Annotated in this window: 12 protein-coding genes; 1 reads left to right on the top strand and 11 read right to left on the bottom strand. The window is 50.8% G+C overall.

Going from position 1 to position 18,254, the window contains the following annotated elements:
• Positions 1–13 precede the first annotated feature (13 nt).
• The 5 genes from ABXS70_RS28680 to ABXS70_RS28660 all read right to left on the bottom strand — a co-directional run bounded on the left by ABXS70_RS28680 (position 14) and on the right by ABXS70_RS28660 (position 9,400).
• The gene (locus tag ABXS70_RS28680; protein WP_366292812.1) at positions 14–766 is read right to left on the bottom strand and encodes a vWA domain-containing protein; all 753 of its coding nucleotides are present in this window, start codon (positions 764–766) and stop codon (positions 14–16) included.
• Positions 767–789: 23 nt separating this feature from the next.
• Positions 790–1,296 (bottom strand): VWA domain-containing protein, encoded by a 507-nt coding sequence (locus ABXS70_RS28675; protein WP_366292809.1) that lies wholly within the window; start codon positions 1,294–1,296, stop codon positions 790–792.
• Positions 1,297–1,392: 96 nt separating this feature from the next.
• Positions 1,393–3,915, bottom strand: a complete 2,523-nt coding sequence (locus ABXS70_RS28670; RefSeq protein WP_366292807.1) for a transcription initiation factor TFIID — start codon at positions 3,913–3,915, stop codon at positions 1,393–1,395.
• Between the two features lie 13 nt (positions 3,916–3,928).
• The gene (locus ABXS70_RS28665) at positions 3,929–7,318 is read right to left on the bottom strand and encodes a tubulin-like doman-containing protein (protein WP_366292804.1); all 3,390 of its coding nucleotides are present in this window, start codon (positions 7,316–7,318) and stop codon (positions 3,929–3,931) included.
• 288 nt (positions 7,319–7,606) lie between these two features.
• Positions 7,607–9,400, bottom strand: a complete 1,794-nt coding sequence (locus ABXS70_RS28660; protein ID WP_366292802.1) for a vWA domain-containing protein — start codon at positions 9,398–9,400, stop codon at positions 7,607–7,609.
• 408 nt (positions 9,401–9,808) lie between these two features.
• Between ABXS70_RS28660 and ABXS70_RS28655 the strand changes: the two genes are divergently transcribed.
• Positions 9,809–10,741: a hypothetical protein gene (locus ABXS70_RS28655; RefSeq protein ID WP_342553152.1), complete on the top strand. Its 933-nt coding sequence runs from the start codon at positions 9,809–9,811 to the stop codon at positions 10,739–10,741.
• A 456-nt stretch (positions 10,742–11,197) separates the two neighbouring features.
• Here the strand turns inward: ABXS70_RS28655 and ABXS70_RS28650 are convergent, their stop codons facing one another.
• The 6 genes from ABXS70_RS28650 to ABXS70_RS28625 all read right to left on the bottom strand — a co-directional run bounded on the left by ABXS70_RS28650 (position 11,198) and on the right by ABXS70_RS28625 (position 18,249).
• Entirely contained in the window at positions 11,198–12,745 is a 1,548-nt protein-coding gene (locus tag ABXS70_RS28650) for a DEAD/DEAH box helicase (protein WP_366292799.1), read from the bottom strand.
• Between the two features lie 477 nt (positions 12,746–13,222).
• Positions 13,223–14,680: a SulP family inorganic anion transporter gene (locus ABXS70_RS28645; protein ID WP_342553154.1), complete on the bottom strand. Its 1,458-nt coding sequence runs from the start codon at positions 14,678–14,680 to the stop codon at positions 13,223–13,225.
• Positions 14,681–14,759: 79 nt separating this feature from the next.
• Positions 14,760–14,927 (bottom strand): hypothetical protein, encoded by a 168-nt coding sequence (locus tag ABXS70_RS28640; RefSeq protein WP_342553155.1) that lies wholly within the window; start codon positions 14,925–14,927, stop codon positions 14,760–14,762.
• A gap of 559 nt (positions 14,928–15,486) precedes the next feature.
• Positions 15,487–17,157: an AarF/ABC1/UbiB kinase family protein gene (locus tag ABXS70_RS28635; protein ID WP_342553156.1), complete on the bottom strand. Its 1,671-nt coding sequence runs from the start codon at positions 17,155–17,157 to the stop codon at positions 15,487–15,489.
• Positions 17,158–17,538: a phasin family protein gene (locus ABXS70_RS28630; RefSeq protein ID WP_342553157.1), complete on the bottom strand. Its 381-nt coding sequence runs from the start codon at positions 17,536–17,538 to the stop codon at positions 17,158–17,160.
• A 72-nt stretch (positions 17,539–17,610) separates the two neighbouring features.
• Positions 17,611–18,249, bottom strand: a complete 639-nt coding sequence (locus ABXS70_RS28625; RefSeq protein WP_342556463.1) for a ThuA domain-containing protein — start codon at positions 18,247–18,249, stop codon at positions 17,611–17,613.
• Positions 18,250–18,254 lie beyond the last annotated feature (5 nt).

The following is an 18,254-nucleotide window of genomic DNA, read 5'->3' as shown; positions in this document are numbered from 1 at the left end:
GACCTCCCCGATGTTAGAATCCTTTGCTTCGTGTATCTCTTGCTCGCTGACCGAATCCTTCCGCAGAAGAAGTTCCACGACCGGCATCCCGGCGGCCTTTGCTCTTGCGCGGGGTGTTTTCTTTGATCGGAACAATCCAGGAGAAGAGCGTAAGCACACCCGAAAGGATCAGCATTGCTCCCAAACGGACGAAAGCATCGCCCACATTAGAACCGTTCAATCCCCACTCCAGCAACAGTCCGGCTAATAAGCCCGAAACTGCACCGCCTACACCAAAACTGAGCGCAAGATGACGGTTATCAAACACAAGTCCAAGCGATACACCAAGTGCCACCCCAATCAACAATAAGGCCGCGACGCGGAAAATAGCGAGATACATGCTGTGTTCCATCGCACCTGTACGTTCTGTCACGAGTGTACGTTCATCAATCGTATCGTAAATCTTCTGGAACGCGACATTCAGGCCGCCTGCGTCCGGCACATCATAGTACATCCCGCCTGTTTGCTGAGCGATGCTCTTGAGCAAATCCGTACCCGACGGATCGACCAGGCTTAGACCAACGGTATGGATCGCAACCTGTTCCTGTACATACTGCGGCAAAATGTCCGAGATGTCTGCATCACTGAAACCGTCAGACAACAGAATAACAACGGTGCCCCGTTTCGGGTCCTGTTTGCCTTTGATCTGTTCCATCCCTTCTCGCAGCACGGTATCAAAATTAGTGCCGCCTGCTGTCGTCACGATACTGTCAATTTTGCTGTTCACTTCATTTTTGGCGGCTTCGCTGTCTACTGCGATGAACGGCTGCAGCGCTGCGGCTGGTCATGGAACGTAATTACCGCCACCTGTTTGTCACTCTCCATCTGATTGATGAGCGTCTTGGCTGCTTCAAACCGTCCATTATTCGGATCGGTGTCGTTCATGCTGCCTGAGTTATCAATCATCAGAATGATATCTTTGACCTGCTTCGCCCCGCCGGGATTGATCTGGTACAGCAGCTGCAATCCGAGTCCAGCCACCAGCAGCAGAGCCAGTGTAGCCGGAACAAGCAGCTTCCAGGACAAGCTCAGATATCTGAGTTTCCACGAGGCACCGTTCAGACGCGGCGAGATCATCTCTGCCAGCAGACAGAACAATCCTACACTAAGAGCCAATACACCAAAATATAAACCCATCAGCAGCAGGCGCGGCATCTCCCCAAGCCACTGATGCAGCATGATTTCCCCTGCCGCAAATCCCACTGCTCCGCCAATCAGGCTGAACAGGACCAGGAGAAAATTGATTTTTCGCTGCATGTCTGCATGCATCCTTTCTCAGAGCCTGCCTGAAGCAGGCTGACTTAGTGCCCTGAATTTTTACAACTATTACTTTCACGAATATAAAAGGTCTTTTTATCGAAGCGGGGGCAGATGATCTGCCAGGTCAGCAGGATGGAGTTCATATCCATTCTCTGTATATGAATCGTAGTACACCTTGGCGTTCCGGTAGACCATGAGATCCTCCAGATGGAAACCACCCATCAAATTCAGCTTCTCCACCCCGCTGCTGCGTTCCTCATAGACGACACCCAGCTTGTAAATTCGCGAGGTTTCCTCGGCATGTGCCGCGTAATCCATAAAAGCACTGTGATGGTCGCCAAAAAAATATTTCTCCTCATACCGATGCTCCTGTGTATAGTCGAAGACCCGTATCCGCACAACCGCCTGGTCTTCCAATGTACGATATAGTCTGCGGAACAGATCATCCCGGGTTAATACATCCCGATCTCCGTAAGTAATGGTCACATTGGCCCGCTGTAACAATTCTTCCTCAAACGGTAATCGCAGTGGTTCCGCGGAGAGCAGCAGCGCACGGCAGACCTCTATCAACCGTGCGAGCAAACGATCATCACCCGTGGTGGCGAGCTCATTCATGTCGCCCATGTATCGTTCCTCAAACCATACATCCCGCCCTCGTCTTGCCTCCAGATCAGTGATCAGCTCTTCTGTCACTCTGCCATAGTACTCCATCACGTTCTGCCCGATGTATTCGTCGGCAGCCGCGATGCTTTCCTCAGCCGCTCCGCGTAATGTGCGCTCCAGCGCTTCAAGTGAGGCCGTAACCTGACAGCTGTAGCGATGCAGCTCCTCCATCTCCGTATCATAGATGCGGAGCAGATGCAGTTCATTTTCCAACCGCAGCAGGTCTACCTTCGGCACGTATACACGCTCCAGCAGGCAGTCAATCAGATTGCGTACATTCTGCTTGTCACGGAAAAGCGCCCGTTTGATCGGCTGATCCTCCACCCGTTCCTGCTGACGCTGTTCCAGCAGTGCTCGTGCCGATTCAAGCTGTACACCTTTGTCGCGGATCAGCGCCAGCAGCGCCTCGCGCACACTGCCTGGCTCACTGCCGCTCCAAGCGGCCCATTGAAAGTATCCCGCTTCGGGATGCTCGCTATGGGACCGCTCGGCTTGACGGCGAAGCGACCCGCTGGAACTGCGCTCACGCACACGTTCTTGCATTGGACGAACGACATTCTCCCGGAAATAAGCTTCTGCTCCTTCTCCATACAGTGCCCGTTCTGCTTCTCGCAGGGAGAGCGGCTTGAGATCCGAGAAACTGCGGCTGTGCGTCATAATGCCGCTCATGCCGCTAACGAGATCTTCGCTTGGCAGCAGACCCGCTACTTTACGTTCCACAGAAGATGCATCCAGTCCGAAGAAGGCCAGCTTCTCCTTGATGCTCCAGTCCGGTTCCTGCTTCATTCTAGCGAGCAGATAACGGTAGAGGTGATATAACACCGTCAGCGCAATCGGTTTGTTCGGCCGTCTGATCTCGGCAAAACCTGCACTGGCATAGCCGTGCTGATCCGAGGTGGTACGAATATTATTTTTGAACGAAGTATTATTGTAGGTATTCGCACCCGTGCTGGCGACGGAAGCCCGGTCTTCATACCTTTCCTCCTGCTTCCGGTTCTTCAGCAGACAGATACGGCAGATAATCTCCGCATTTTCAATCCAGCCGCCCGGAACACCGGTACCGCGTTCATTTTTGTCGGAAAGCACATAAACGAGATCGAATAAAGGTGCTGCAGGATGGGTCACAGGAATGGATATCCCGTCCTCTGTCACCAGCAATCTCCCGCTGAACCTGTAATCCAGTGACTGCATATAATCCAGCTCACGCAGAAATGCCAGCCCTGCTGCGCTCGCATATCCGAACGAATCCACGTGCTCCATCTCGCTGACCAGCACATGCAGATCGGTCTGTACCGATTTGAAAGACTGTGCCAGAATCGTCTCCGCGAGCTTCGTGATTTCCGGCAGCAGCACATTCAGCGGATCATCTGCTCGCGTAATGACCGTCACGTAAATCCGGTCAAATGACGAATACAGACGTCCATACTCGGCAATTCGATTGCTGACCCGCCGCATCGTACGATTCAGCCCAAAGAGCGCCTCAGCCGATTCATGGAAGCTCCGATGCACATCTTTGCGCAGCGTTTTAGGTGGACTCTGAGTCTGCCTTGCCGAGAGCGGCAATCGGTGGTACGTCACCTGATGGTCTTCATGCTCCCGAGAAGCAGAAGCAGCATCACGGGAAGCATTCGCTGCATTCTCAGCATGCCCTGCCTCGTCTGTCCCAATATGCACGTAGGCCACTCCGTCTTCGTTATCCCACTTCAACTGGTTAATGTCACGCACAGCAGATACTGCAGGTGCCGCCAGATCACCCACAAAGAGGAACAGGGCCGGATAATGGATGCTGCTGCGTCCATCTCCCTGGCTGCCCTGACGTTCCTGCTCTGCAGCGTAACGAGCTGCATACTGCTCCAGCTCTCGTTTTAAGATCATCGATGCATGAGACCCTGCGCCTGTGAGATAGGCAGCATCCCGATGATCCGCTTGTCTCTCATTTGACCTGAAATCCATACTGCCAGCCACCTTACTTCAGCCTTCTGCGAATGTCGTTCAGCTTCGACGACATTGTTCTGTAGAACTGATAGATATCTTCCCCGTTTGCCAGCTCTACCCGCTCATACTCCAGACGATCACGGGATTCCATAAACAGCGCAGCGAGATCATCCAGCTTGGTCAGAAGCGGGGCGATATCCTCTGATGCCGTCAGATCGTTATCGCGGCGGGAGGCTTTACGCAGCAGTGTGCTGCGATCCTTCTCGGACAGGCTCCGGAAATTGCCAAAGACTTCATATTCGGCATAATTGCGGCTCTTCATCAGATTAGCGAACGGCTCCCATGCGTCTTCCTCCGGATCACGGTCGTAGACGTACAGCGCACCCTTTTTAACAATCGTATCTGTGTAGAGTGCTTCGATGAAGCGGTCATACCACTGTTCTTCATCCTGATACTGAGCCAGTATGCCTTCCAGTTCAGCCACTTTCGCAGTGATCGCATTCATCTTGGCCAGTTCCTCACGTACTCGCGCGATGAGCTGCGGAGAGCGTACAAGGTTCTCTTTCGCCATATCCTCATTAATGCTTCCGAAAATATCCTTCGTATCGACACGCGGCAAACCTTCGGCTTGCAGACGCTTCAGTTCAATAACCGCACGTTTCACTTCACCGAGATTCGGAGCGTTTGAAGTGAGACGCATGTCATATGCGGCCAGCTTCGCAGACAGATCAAACGGTTCCGTTGTGACAATCGCATAGCGGTTGCTTGTATTTTCATCTGCCGATTTGGCTGTAACAATCTTATAGCCGAGCGCCTGTTCAAATTCACTGCGAACCCTAGCGTTATACTGTTTCACACGTGCATTCTCGTACACATCTCCCCAGGATTTTTCCGGAATAGGAGACGGCAGGTACGTCCAATTGTTTTTCTCCGTCTGTACCAGATGGCGTCCAATACCCTCTTTGTCCAAAATCGTGCGTTCATAGCTCTCTTCATAGACTTTAAGCGGCGTATACACAAAGAGCGGTACTCCGTTGCGCGTATTCAGCCAGAAGATCCGGTTCCGTACTTCGCTTTCCTTAACGGTAAAGTGGGATTTGCCCACGGCGTTGTTCTGGTAGTTCCGAATCCCTTTCAGAATTCCTGGAGCCTGTGCCGGCACGGATACAAATCCCCACGAAGGGAAGTGCAAACTGCCTGTGCTGTTGCTCAGATTAAATACCGGAACGGCCTCGTCGTCCAGCTTGCCTGCGATGAAACGTTCCACGAATTTCTCCACGGACTCGTCTTTCCCGTATTTAATCACCAGGAAATCCTCCATGGAACGGGTAATGAGATCACCAAACTTCTCACTCAGGAAGTCAGAGATGGAGCTGACGATATCAATCTCGTTTTCCTTCACCCACTGGCTCGAATTCTCCAGCAGCTCACGCGAGAAGTCGCGGATCAGATCATCCGTATCTCGTTTGTCCAGCAGCCCGTCTACCACACTCACGATATCCGGCACACTTACCACATTCCAATAATAGGTCTTGTTGCCTTTGTGATCGGTTTGCTCTTCGCCGCGTGTCAGCAGATCACCGTTCTTGGCAAAGATAGAACTGAGCGCATTCAGCGTCTCGGAAAATACGTTATAAATGCGGCTGTTCTCTTGGTTCAGCAGTTCATACAGGTCTTCATAGAACTCAATCATCTGGTCGTTGCGTTCCACATCGGCGTGCAGCCAGTATTCATGAATTTTTGCTTCAATATAAGCATTCTTTTTCTTGTCTTTGGAGACAAAGGCACTCTTCGCATCGCCAAGTTTCTCTTCGGACTGCTCCTGAGCCGCCTCAATATCACGAGGGATGCGGAAGGCATTTTCGCGCAGCGTTTCAATGTACGACTGAATCATTTTCAATACACAGAATCCTTTTTCCGTATAAATCAAGCGAGAGACATAGAACGGCCCCTGTTCAGGATGCAGAAACATACGCCGGATCTGCTCAGTGAACTGACCCGCAATCTCGCCCGGAAGCTGCTTCTTCGCCTTGATATATTCCTCACGAGCACGCGCCAGGAAGTTCTGCTCCAGCTCCGTATCCATGTTCACGACCTGGGACTTCACCACGTTGCCATAAGACAGACGTTCGCTGTTCTGGTAACCGGGCAGCGGTTCAGGTACGCGTGATTCGAAGGCTTTAACTACACTTTCGAGATCGATGCCCAGTTTGCGGGCAAACTTCTCGGTATCCTCCTGATTCGGTGCTTTGGAGAACATGGTGCTCATTTTGTCAAACATCCGGTAGGCCAGATATGTCGTCATCTCTTCAATCGGCAGTACAGCCGATGATGCGCCAATAATATTGTAGTCATAGTTGGCCGGGTACACTTTGTTCATCTGTGCGATGTTGGTGCGAATGTTGCTGATATAGTCATGTATCGCAAATTCCTCACCCGACTGCTTCTCTTCACTGGAGATAAAGTTGGTGATATTCTCCGCGGTAACGTTCATGCAGTAGTCATAGGCATTCTCGAGCAATTTACCCTCTGTGTTCGTCGCCGAGATCAGATGACACAAGTTAAATGGCGGCAGCGGCGAGTTTACGGTCAATATGTTGCCGTACTTCTGTGTAAACCGCTCGCCGCGGCTGTCCACGTTCATCCAATAATCCAGCTCTTTGAGCGCTGCATATCCGTTCTTGCGAATATATTCGCGCGTGTGCTCGCTCAGGCTTTTGTTGGACAGATTCACGTCTGGCGTGAACAGGTAACCGAGCGTGTTGACACGGTCAATCCCGGCAGAGCCGTGATCCCGCTCGATGATGCCGCGCACGATATAGGAAATATCGAGGAAGCAGCCGCTTCCTGTACCGCCGGACAATCCGGTGAGCAGGAATACCATCAGTTTTTTGTTCGTGCCCACGGATAACGTTTTGATTTTTTTATCGATCGCCTGCACGACTTGATTGATCTTCGTAAACAGAAGCAGACGCCCTGCCTGACGCACACCTGCCGCTCCGTTCATGCCATCCGTGATGCTCAGTTCAGGGGACAGCCAGTCCGTGATATACGGCTCCAGCACGCTGCGATTCTGCAAGAGACCGCCAATCTCTGCATTGGAAAGCAGTACAAATTCGTTGATCGGATCAAGGCCGATGCCTCTGTATTTCTTCGCGCGATCCTGTTCGTTCGTCTCGAACGCCAGAAATTCAACGTTGTCCGGCTTCTCCATCTTTTTCTTGGACACCGGGTCCTGCGGCAGCTTGAAACGGCGGTTAATCTGATATTTCAGACGCAAAAGTGCGTCAATTCCCGTGCCTCCCAGACCGATAATCAGAATCGGGTTATCAATCGTATCGACTCTGATTTTCTCGCTGACGATGCCTCCGCCCAGTGATACATCCAGCTGCTGAATATGTTCTCTCACGATCGGTTTCATTCAATATCCTCCCTGTATTTCAATTAAAAAGACTAGAAACCTCATTTACACTTGCCACTCCGATGACAGAGGAACCTTCCGATCGCTGTTATCCCCGGATATCTTTGAAATGTTTTCAAGGATGATATCCGGTGATAAAGGCGAACGCTTCGCTTCTTCAGGTTTTCTCTGTCCTCTCCGTTCACGTGTAAACAATTATGTCCCACCTAAATTTGCATTCCTTGAAAAACCAAAATCATACATTTAAATCAAATCATCCATTTTAAATCAATAAACCGAACTATCAATTTACACCAAATACTCAATCAAAATCGTCTTGTCCGCCTGCTGCAGCGGGATGCTCAGTCGATCACCATTCTTCAGTTCAACGCCTGAGCCTGCATCCACCGCACGACCGGATTTCTCCAGCGTACCTCCTGCCGTATTGCGGATGATCAATCGGTCTCCACTGCCAGGAGTAAATATATATTTCTCGGTTTCCTTCAATTCAGGGTCAAGCTGCAGCAGTTGATGCAGGTGGAACTTGCCCCGGAAGGATGCCAGCTTTTTGTATTGCGGATAGGACTTGTCTCCGGTATTCTCATCACGAATCTCCACGATCATCTGACCGACAAAGCCGCGGTTTTTACGTTTCAGCCAGCCCATGAGGAACCAGCCGCACGCCGCTACCACGATCAGGGCGATCACACCCAGAATGACAGGCATCCAAGGGAATGGCTTGTCATTGGCATTCGCCGGTGTTGTCGGCTGTGCCTGACTTCCGCCTGTTCCCCCTGCGTTGATAACGATGGGTTCACTTTCACGGTAGAAGCTGTCTTCCTCCGCACGAATGACCAGTTCGTAATTGTGATTGTCTGGCACTTCGAACGTTCCCGCAAAACCGGAGCCGGTATTGTTAAGCGGCTGTTCCTCGGTTTTGCCGGTGTCCTTGTCATTCACAACCAGCGTCGCTTTCATATCAGCGTAGAGGTCTTTGTCCTGGAGCGGCTTACCGCCATTTTCCAGCCTCGCCGTCAGATCGATTTTATCGCCTTTCGTATAGGACTTGGTCTTAATTGGGTCCGCAACGAGTTGAAGATCATAGTTAAACAGCAGGTTGATATCAATGCTGTCCTTTGGAGCTCCTTTGACCCGAAGCTTCCAGTCGCCCTCCTGCGGTTTCAGCAGCTTCACGAGGGAGTAACTTTTGGATGTGGACAGCTTGGCTGCATTGGAATTCAGATTCACGTCTTTGCCCGAAGGGTCGGTTAACTGCAGCTGGACCGGCTTCGAGGACATGATGGAAATATTAGCTTCCAGCACGCTGTCATTCGGTACGTTCACGGTAACTTCCTGATAACTGCCGTTTCCGGTTACAGAAGGCAGTTTCACCACATTGAGCTTGGCATGATCGGCGAAGATTTCACTTAGAATCTGCGGCAGATCATCCGGTGTGTCGGTAATAAACGACTTGCCTGCTGTTTGTTTGGCGAGGTCTGCAAGTGCACTTTTATTCAGTTTGCCGTCGGCGTTCAGTCCAATCGTGTAGACCGGAATGCCTTTGGCCTGTGCATCCTTCACGGCTTTCGCCAGATCAGCATCCGACTCGGCCTGGGTGCGTCCTTTGCTTTTGTTGAAATCATTGTTGCCATCCGCAAGCAGCACGATCATCGGTGAGTGGGATGGGTCGGCACCATGGCTCAAAATATTCATGGCCTCCGCGACACCCACGGAAATATCAGTGTATGGGCCTCTGCCCAGCTGGTCAATGAAGTCTTTCAGATTGCTCTTGTCTGCATCTGACTGAATCTCCAGCATCGCCTTTTCGCGTTCCACCTGATCGGTGTAAGCAACGATCCCTACTTTATCGCCAACCGTCGGCAGCATATCTATAAACATTTTCATGGCTTCGTTACTGATCTTGTCACGATCACTTGTATTCATCGAGTTGCTGACATCAGCTACAAGCACCGCGTCAATTCCACTTGTCTGTGCCTGAGCAGCCTCCGCTTGGGGAAGCAGTGCCGAAGGCAGCAGCAGGGTTAGTAAGGTCAGCAGAACCAGGATTCCGCTGAGCCAGCGTTTTTTGTGTATCCGCAGCATGGGCTGTACTCCTTCACGTTTGAGATTAAAATGCGAATAGTTTATTATAGGCGTCAAGCCTTAAGGAAATCTTAACAGTCTTCTAATAAAATCTGAAAAGCACCCCTATTCTGAGTTACAATTTTGTAATGTTTGACAAAAATCGACGTTTTTAGGGCTTCCGCCGCAAATATTATACCAACTATGGAAATATGATATAGTTATTGCCAGCAAACTGCAATATAACAGTGCTTGATTCCCAAGCCTTAGAAAGGGACGGATTATGGTTACATACGTATGCCTCGCCATATTGTTTCTTTTTGTCTTCATCAAGGTTATTTCATTTCAGCTGCATCGCCGAAAGCCGGTTACTCGAGAAGATACAGACCGCACCTTGTACAATATTTTGAATGGCGGACGTGATGGAGCATGAGCACCAAAAAAGTGGTATCCATAAGGCCGTTTAAGCGAACGACCTATGCCTTCGAAAAGCTGCGCATTTGCAAGCGATGTGGACAGTATACCTGCCTCTGGGAAAATCAGTGCACCTCCTGCGGACGCAGGACACTTGTCTCTGTAGAGGAGAAAGCTGCTTCCCGGGTGAAACGCCGGATGGTGCGTGATGTTTTCTTCGTTATGCTTCTCGGCGCAGCAGCTGTATATTTCGGCGAAACGCTGGATCAATCCATGATCGCAGCATCGGTGTCGCTGCTGCTGCTCGGCGGTATGACCTTCATGCAGCAGCGTTCGTTTCCGGTCGAACAGCGGCGCGAGATGAGACGTATGCTTCGGCTGGACGAAGAAGCAATCCGCCAGGGCGTCAATCGAAACTGGGCCCTCGTCGCTGAAGCGCGAAAAGAAGACGAGGCGACTGCCTATGAGATGCTGCGTGAGATCGGCTCCCTGGTCTATAACGACCGGATTCGACTGCAGCAGGTAGCGCTCCTGCAATCCTTTGTCCTGCGGAGCGACATGGACCTGCAGCTGAAACCACTCCTGCTCGATAACTTCGAGCGGCTGCTCGCCGATTATATCGGTGAGGTTGCCCGGCTGAAGCCGGAATTGATCCGCGAAGACGCGATACGTTATATCGCAACATATGAGGTTCATATTTTACAGCTGCATAACGGTATTCAGATCCTAACTGCCGTTGCCGCCGCTGCTGTGCGTAAAAGCAAATATATCCAACTGTTTCCCAGTCTGATCACCCGCTATGCCCGCTTCATGCCCAAAGACCGGTTCATGCGCCTCTATCACACGATCGAGCGTTATCCAGCCAAAGCACGTGGAGGGCTCGCCGAGTCTGTCGGCCGGGTCTACAATGAGAAGTATCGGGATCAGTACGCCGATGTTCATAGATAACCGTGAGCAGCAGGGATAGTCGGAGATATGTGAGATATCTCAGCGTGATTGCCCACTTTACAGAGTGATAAGTAAAATAATGCAAATCAGCTCCCTATATATAGACGAACCTTACACTGTGCCCCCCTGCATCTTACTCAAGCCGCTTGTGATGTCGTGCCATCCTTAATCATATAAGTTTTATTCAGAAAACACCCCGTCCTTAGGTCTAGGATGAGGTGTTTTGTCGTATGGATTCACGCCGTGAGGCTGGAGCGAAATTCATCGTGTAGATGAGTCCATATGAAGTTGGATGTAAAAAGGGCCGCGACGTGGTTCCGTCGCGACCCTTGGTTCGAGGGTTCGGTACAATGACGTACCCGAATCCTCTCGGTATGACCCATGCGGCATTCGCAGCTGCATGGTTGTTGTGTCATGGCGCAAGATGCGGCTGCGTCGCCGCCTGCGCCCATTGCACTACCGTCCGCGGCGAGAATCGCGGCGGTCGCCCCTGCTCGGACCGCGTCCTGCGGCGTCCGAACGGCCAGAACCAGCACCGCCGCGCCCAGCGGCGCGCTTGTCTGCGCTGCGGCCAGCCCAGCCGCCGCTGCTGCGCTCTTCGCCGCGGCCTGCACCCCCGCGGCCGCCTTGGCTTGTGCCGCGGCTGCTGCTGCGTGCCGATCCACGGCCAGCGCTGCGCTCATCCCCGCTGCGGCCGCCACTACGCCCACCGCTGCGTCCGCCTTCGCCGCTGCGTGAACCACGACCGCCACGTCCACCTTCCCGGCGGTCGTTACGCCCTGCACCGCGACGGGCACTGCCAGTCCCGGCAGTGCGACCGCCGCGCTCATCATTGCCCTCGCTATTAATTACGCGGCGAGCAGCTCCTGTAGAAGCGACTGGCCCTTCGCTTGTCCATTGGATGCGGTTAAGCTTCTGATTCGTGCCTTCCTCGATCCGAGCAAGTTCCGGTCTATCGTGCTGCGTTGCAAACGTCACAGCAAGACCCGTTCCACCTGCTCGGCCTGTACGACCGATACGGTGAATATAACTTTCCGCATCATGCGGAATGTCGTAGTTGAATACGTGAGTAACCCCTTCAACATCCAGTCCACGTGCTGCAACGTCTGTAGCTACAAGGATCTGCAGCTTCGCATCGCGGAATGCCTTCATAACATTTTCCCGCTTGGATTGGGACAAATCCCCGTGAAGCTCGTCACTTTCATACCCTGCTTCGCGCAGATCTTCGTTCAGCTTCGAAGCCCGGCGCTTCGTCCGGCAGAAAATAATCGCCAAATACGGGCGATACGTATCAATCATGCCGCGAAGTGCATCAAACTTGCCGCGGTCTGTACATTCCAGCACCTGCTGGCGAATCTGATGAATCGGAATCACGGACTTGGAGGAAACTTTTACGTCCTCCGGGTCTTTCATATAGTTCTTCGCCAGCATACGAATGCCTTTAGGCATTGTAGCGGAAAACAGCATCGTTTGACGTTTATGCGGCAGTTCTTTCAGAATCGTCTCTACATCGTCCAGGAAGCCCATGTGCAGCATCTGGTCCGCTTCGTCCAGCACCAGTTTTTTCACATTATCGAGCTTCAATGTACCGCGGCGCAGGTGATCCAACAGGCGGCCTGGTGTCCCTACAACGATCTGTGTTCCATTCTGCAGCTTGCGCAGCTGCTTCTCTACATCCTGTCCACCGTAGACAGCAAGCACATGCAGCTTATCATCATTTGCTGTCAGTTTCTTCGCTTCTTCCGTAATCTGCAGCGCCAGCTCACGCGTGGGCGCGATGATCAGTGCCTGCGGGGAGCGGTCGGATACGTTAATTTTCTGAATAATCGGCAGCAAAAAAGCCAGCGTTTTCCCTGTGCCCGTCTGTGCCTCGGCAATGATATCACGTCCACCCAGCAGTACCGGAATTGAACGCTCCTGTACCGGAGTCGGCACGGCAATGCCCTGATGTTTCAGCACCTCGCACCATTCCGGGCGAATACCTAATTGTTCGAAATTTGCCAATCGTTACACCTCTGTATATTCATTTAGATAAGTTCATTTCATAGAAGACCTCAGCTGCCGGAAAATGCAAATGAGCATCTCCGCCTGAACTTGAATGAGTCTATGTCTGTGTTTGAGTTCTGCATACGAGGGAAGTCCACACTAGTTTTCCTGAATTCAACTCTGATTATGAAATGAATTTTTAAAAAGCAATCATTCCTTGCTCTTCTTCTCCATACCCTGTAGTTTACACGTTCATCCAGTAAAACAAAAGCGAAACTGAACTGTCACGCCAACTTACAGCATAAATGTATCGTAATAATAAGACATCTAGGAAATGAATATGCTAATCGTTAAGAACGTTAAGGGTTCAAATACGTCTAACTATGAACAGCCTTCTGATGATTGCTGGCGCTCACAGATGCAAAAAAAAAGCGGCTCCCCCGGCATACACCTTAAAGAAACCGCTCCATATGAAAATGTCCAGCGTTAACTAATTTACGCGCTATGCCCGCCCGTACCGGAAACCTTATATCCGCTGCGTTCCAACAGACGGGAGCTTTCTTCGTTCAACCCACGCAGGTGAACGGTTTTGCCGAACTTCGCATATTTGAATTTTACTTTGCCAATCGCCACGACCGCGGTGTTGTCCCAGATATGTGAGCCGCCAAAGTCAATGGTGATGTCCTGCGGATCGGCTTCCGCATCGAATTTATCCACGAAGTGAGAAGAAGAACCAAAGAAGAACGGTCCGTGTACATGATACACTTTCTGTCCCTGCTCTATGCTGGTTTCTACGCGAATCTTGGTCTGTTTCCAGCCGAAATGCAGTATGCTGAGCACGACACCCACCATCACACCAAGTGACAGGTCATGCGTGTAAACCACGATCGCTACCGTTACGACCATAACAATCGCCTCTGCACGTGGTACGCGGGCGATATTTTTAACAGAACTCCAGTCAAACGTACCAATACACACCATAAACATCACGCCGACCAACGCACCCATCGGAACCTGCTTTACCACCCCGCTCAGCAGCAGCAGCAAAATGGCAAGGAACGCTCCTGCTGTAAATGTCGACAGCCTGCCGCGTCCGCCTGACTTCACATTAATGACAGACTGTCCGATCATCGCACAGCCACCCATACCTCCGAAAAGACCGTTCACAAAGTTTGCAATCCCCTGACCACGCACCTCACGGTTTTTGCTGCTTTTGGTCTCGGTCATCTCATCAACGATGGTCGCGGTCAACAAGGATTCCAGCAAACCGACAAGTGCCATCGTAAACGAATACGGCAGCAGGATCATCAGTGTATCCCATGTCCACGCAATATTGGGCAGATGGAACATCGGCAGCGTACTCGTCAGATTACCCATCTCACCTACCGTTTTGACATCCAGATGAAAGACCGCTGTAATAATGGTCATGATGATAATCGCCACAAGCGGAGCAGGAGCACCTTTGAAAAAACGCGGCAAAATATAGATGATTGCCAGTGTACCCGCCACCATCACATACATGATCCAGTTTGCTCCCGTAAAGTGAGTTAACTGAGCCATAAAGATCAGAATCGCAAGTGCATTCACGAATCCGGTTAATACCGAATGAGGCACAAACGTAATAAATCGCCCCACTTTGAATATGCCTAAAATAAATTGAATAATGCCTGTCAAAATGGTCGCCGCAAAAAGATACTCCACGCCGTAATCCTTGACAAGCCCCACCATTAATACGGCCATAGCTCCTGTTGCTGCCGAGATCATGCCCGGTCTGCCGCCTGCAATCGAAATGACGATGGCGATCGTAATCGACGCGTACAATCCGACCATCGGATCAACACCGGCAATAATGGAGAACGCAATAGCCTCCGGAATGAGTGCCAGCGCTACTGTAATGCCTGCGAGCACGTCTCCTCGAATGTTACCAAACCACTGCTGTTTTAACGTATTCATATATTCCTGCTTTGCCTCCTAGATGTGTCCCTCAATTAACGATCCTACTGAGGCAATAACGGAAGACGTACTTATCCGATCAAATCCCCTGAAATCCATAGTTAGCGAGAAGCAGATGGCCAGAAATAACACAAAGTAACGGATAAGTATCCGTAGAAAATACTGCTGTGCGTGCTGACAATTCACCTGCGATATGAACATGCCCGGAGGCATATCCTGCCATAAGCTTTTCTTTAAGCTTTTCCAATCTACTTATCCTGGGTCCATGATGATTCAATTCAGTAATAGGGCTCGAACGTCGTTTCAAAACCATCATGTCATTGCCGTTCCAGTATGTACAACCTGTTCCGCTATGCATTCAGTTGTCTTTCCTGCTTACAGCATCTCAATCATCTGGTCTCAATTCTCGATGAGACGAGCTTGACGAATCGATGTCTGATTGGTTTTCCCCTCTCAGAAAAACCGGGTCCGTTAATCTACTGACCTATTATTATAGTACAGAAATACGTATATACGAACACGGTAATAGCGTAAAAACAGAAGCTTATCTCCTATTATCTTCATCTTTCTATATTTAACTCACTTTATCTCTACGGCACATAAAATTAGCATTCCGCCTTATCCTGATACTTCAAAATAAAGCAGGCTGCCAGCTGCAGAAAGTGTTAGAGTCCTTTTCCGGCTCTTTAAGGATTTAAGCGCAAAAAAAACGCAGGGAGTCTTTCATGGAAAGATCCTCGCGTTGAATATTTATAATCTATGACGTTAGATCGTACAACTGCACGTCTTCTGTGAACCTGCCAGATTTAAAACCTGCCAGACTTGAATATGGAATACAGCAGGAACGCCACCATGAGGATCGCCACGAGAAAACCAATCTCAATCACCGGAATATCCCACAGCATCGTGGATTGATGACTAATAGATGATCCGATAATAAGTCCAACCATGATGATACAGAATGCGAGCAGCACAATGCTGAACGACAAACGATTGCTGATTTGGTCCAGTCTGCGCATAAGCGACTCTAATTCGGGTACGCTGATCTCCAGCCGCAGTTTGCCTTTGCTGATGATCGAGGACAGCTGCCGCAGCTGCCCGGGCAGCCCGATAACACTTTCTGCCATGTCTGCCGCACTGCGAAACAGCCGATTTTTGATGCGGCCCGCGCTAAAACGCTCCTTCAACAGCTTCCTTCCGAATGGCTCCGCCATATCGACAATACTCAAGGTCGGATCGAGATGTTCGATGACCCCCTCCATCGTCAGCAGTGATTTGCCCATCAGCAAAATATCTGCGGGCATGACAACTCTATGTTTCTGCGCAATGCCAAACAGATCATTGAGCGCCTGCCCTACACTGATTTTGGAAAAAGGAATATCGTAATACTTCGTTCGAAGTTTGTCCAAATCCACATGAAGCGCACGCGCATCCATGTCATCCGGCATCATGCCCAGCTTCTCAATGGCGCGAATCATGCTGTCCGTATCCTTACGCATCAACCCGATAATAAGTGACGCAAGCTGCTGCCTCATCTCATCACTCAGGCTGCCCACCATGCCGAAGTCAATGAACGCCAGTCGTCCGTCCTTGAGCACCATCAGATTACCCGGATGCGGGTCGGCGTGAAAAAAGCCATGCATAAAAATCTGATTCAGCAGGGCATCCACGAGCCGCTCGGCGATATTGTTCAAATCATGGCCGCGCTTTACAAGTTCATCCCGATCGTTCAGCTTGATGCCTTCGATATATTCCATAGTCAGTACACGTGATGAAGTCTGATCCCAATAGATCACCGGAATCTTCACTTTGCTGTCCTGCTGGTACTGCTGTGCAATCTTCTCCGTATTACGGCCTTCTACGGTATAATCCAGTTCTGCCATCAGGGCCTGAGCATACTCTTCCACCATCTGCGGAATCTGGTACTGCTTCACCCATTCCCAGCGCTTCTCTGCCATAGCAGTCAGTTCCCGCAGGATATCCAGGTCGCGCTGCACAATCCGCGATATACCCGGACGCTGGATCTTGACCGCCACCGCCTCTCCGCTCTGAAGTTTGCCCAGATGCACTTGGCCAATACTGGCCGCGGCCACCGGGGTATCCTCGAACCGGGAAAAGATCTCCTCCAGCGGTGTATCCAATTCCTGTTCCAAAATACCCCGCGCTGTCTCGGACGAAAACGGCGGAACCTGATCCTGCAGTTTCACCAACTCACGAATAACCGATTCAGGTAACAGATCTGCCCTTGTGCTTGCAAGTTGCCCCAGCTTCACAAAAGCCGGCCCCAGCTCCTGCAGCACCAGTCTGATCCGTTCACTCAGCGTCTTGGTTGGCTGCGCTTCACGCGACATCCACCGTCTGGGAAGAGCGAGCATCTGGAATAATCCCAGCTCCTCGACCATATACCCGAAGCCATGACGCACCAGCGCCATGGCAATCTCCCGGTATCTGCCGACATGTTTGATCCGCAAAGCCATCTATTCGATCTCGTTTCCTTTGAGAGGAGGGGAATCTTCAGATGGAGCCGGGGATTCATCAAGTTGAAGCTGCGGTGTCTGATTCAGCTCGGCCAGCTTTTTTTCCAAAACAGCCACACGCTGCTCCAGACCAGTCACGTCACTTTCGGAGGCCACACCGGCTTCCTGAAGCACACGCTTGACCTGCTCCTGAATAATACGTTTCAGCTGGCCCTGCTCCTCCTCACCACGCTCCAGCAATCGTTCAACAAACGCTTTGGATTCTCCGGGCGCAAGCTTTCCGCGTTCCACCAGATCATCCACGGTTTTCTCAATCTTTTCCTTGCTGACTACCGTAAGACCAAGCCCTAACGAGAACGCCTTCTTGAACAAATCGCTCATCTTATTCATCCTCCTCTTTGTTGTCTATATATTACACCCCTTAAGCCTCGACATGCAAAAAGGAGAGCATCCTTACACGTATCGCGCTGCCCATTTACCTGCCTGCAGCACCAATCGACGATACGTTTCATTCGCAAAGGATGGTACAGAATGCCCAGGCATCAAGTATACGATTCTGCCCAGTCCATATTTATGTGCCCATGCTGCCGGCTTCGGTCCTTCTTTGGACTGGTATTCCAGCAGAATTTTAGTCTCGGTAAACGATCCGAATTCAAATTCATAGGGCTCGTCCTCCATTGTAAAACCTGTAATGCCTTCCGTTACCGGATGATTTTCTTCCGTCACCGTAAACTCTAGCGATGCATACGGCGGATGGTGAAGAAATTTAGCCCCGATCATCTGTTTGATCTCATTTCGATTCTGAAGCGAGATTCCGTTATGTAAGATGACCAATCCACCACCGTTGCTCACATAAGACAGCAGACCTGCTGTCTGCTGAGGGGAGACTTTCCCTCTCCAATCGTCCACGTATGAGATACATACATCAAATCCGGAAATATTCTCATGAAGCAGCATATTGCGATTTTCACTGCACTGAACGGTAATCGTATCTTGAAAGATCCGGCTGATCTCCGCATCCACGCCCTGAAGCGGGTGCCAATCCGGATGTGTGTAATCTCCAATTAATAATGCTTTTTTGCGATGATCCATCATCA

This window comes from Paenibacillus sp. AN1007 (assembly GCF_040702995.1).
Taxonomy (GTDB): Bacteria; Bacillota; Bacilli; order Paenibacillales; family Paenibacillaceae; genus Paenibacillus.
Note: the sequence above shows the minus strand (reverse complement) of the source record. Positions and strands in the feature narration are given on the sequence as shown.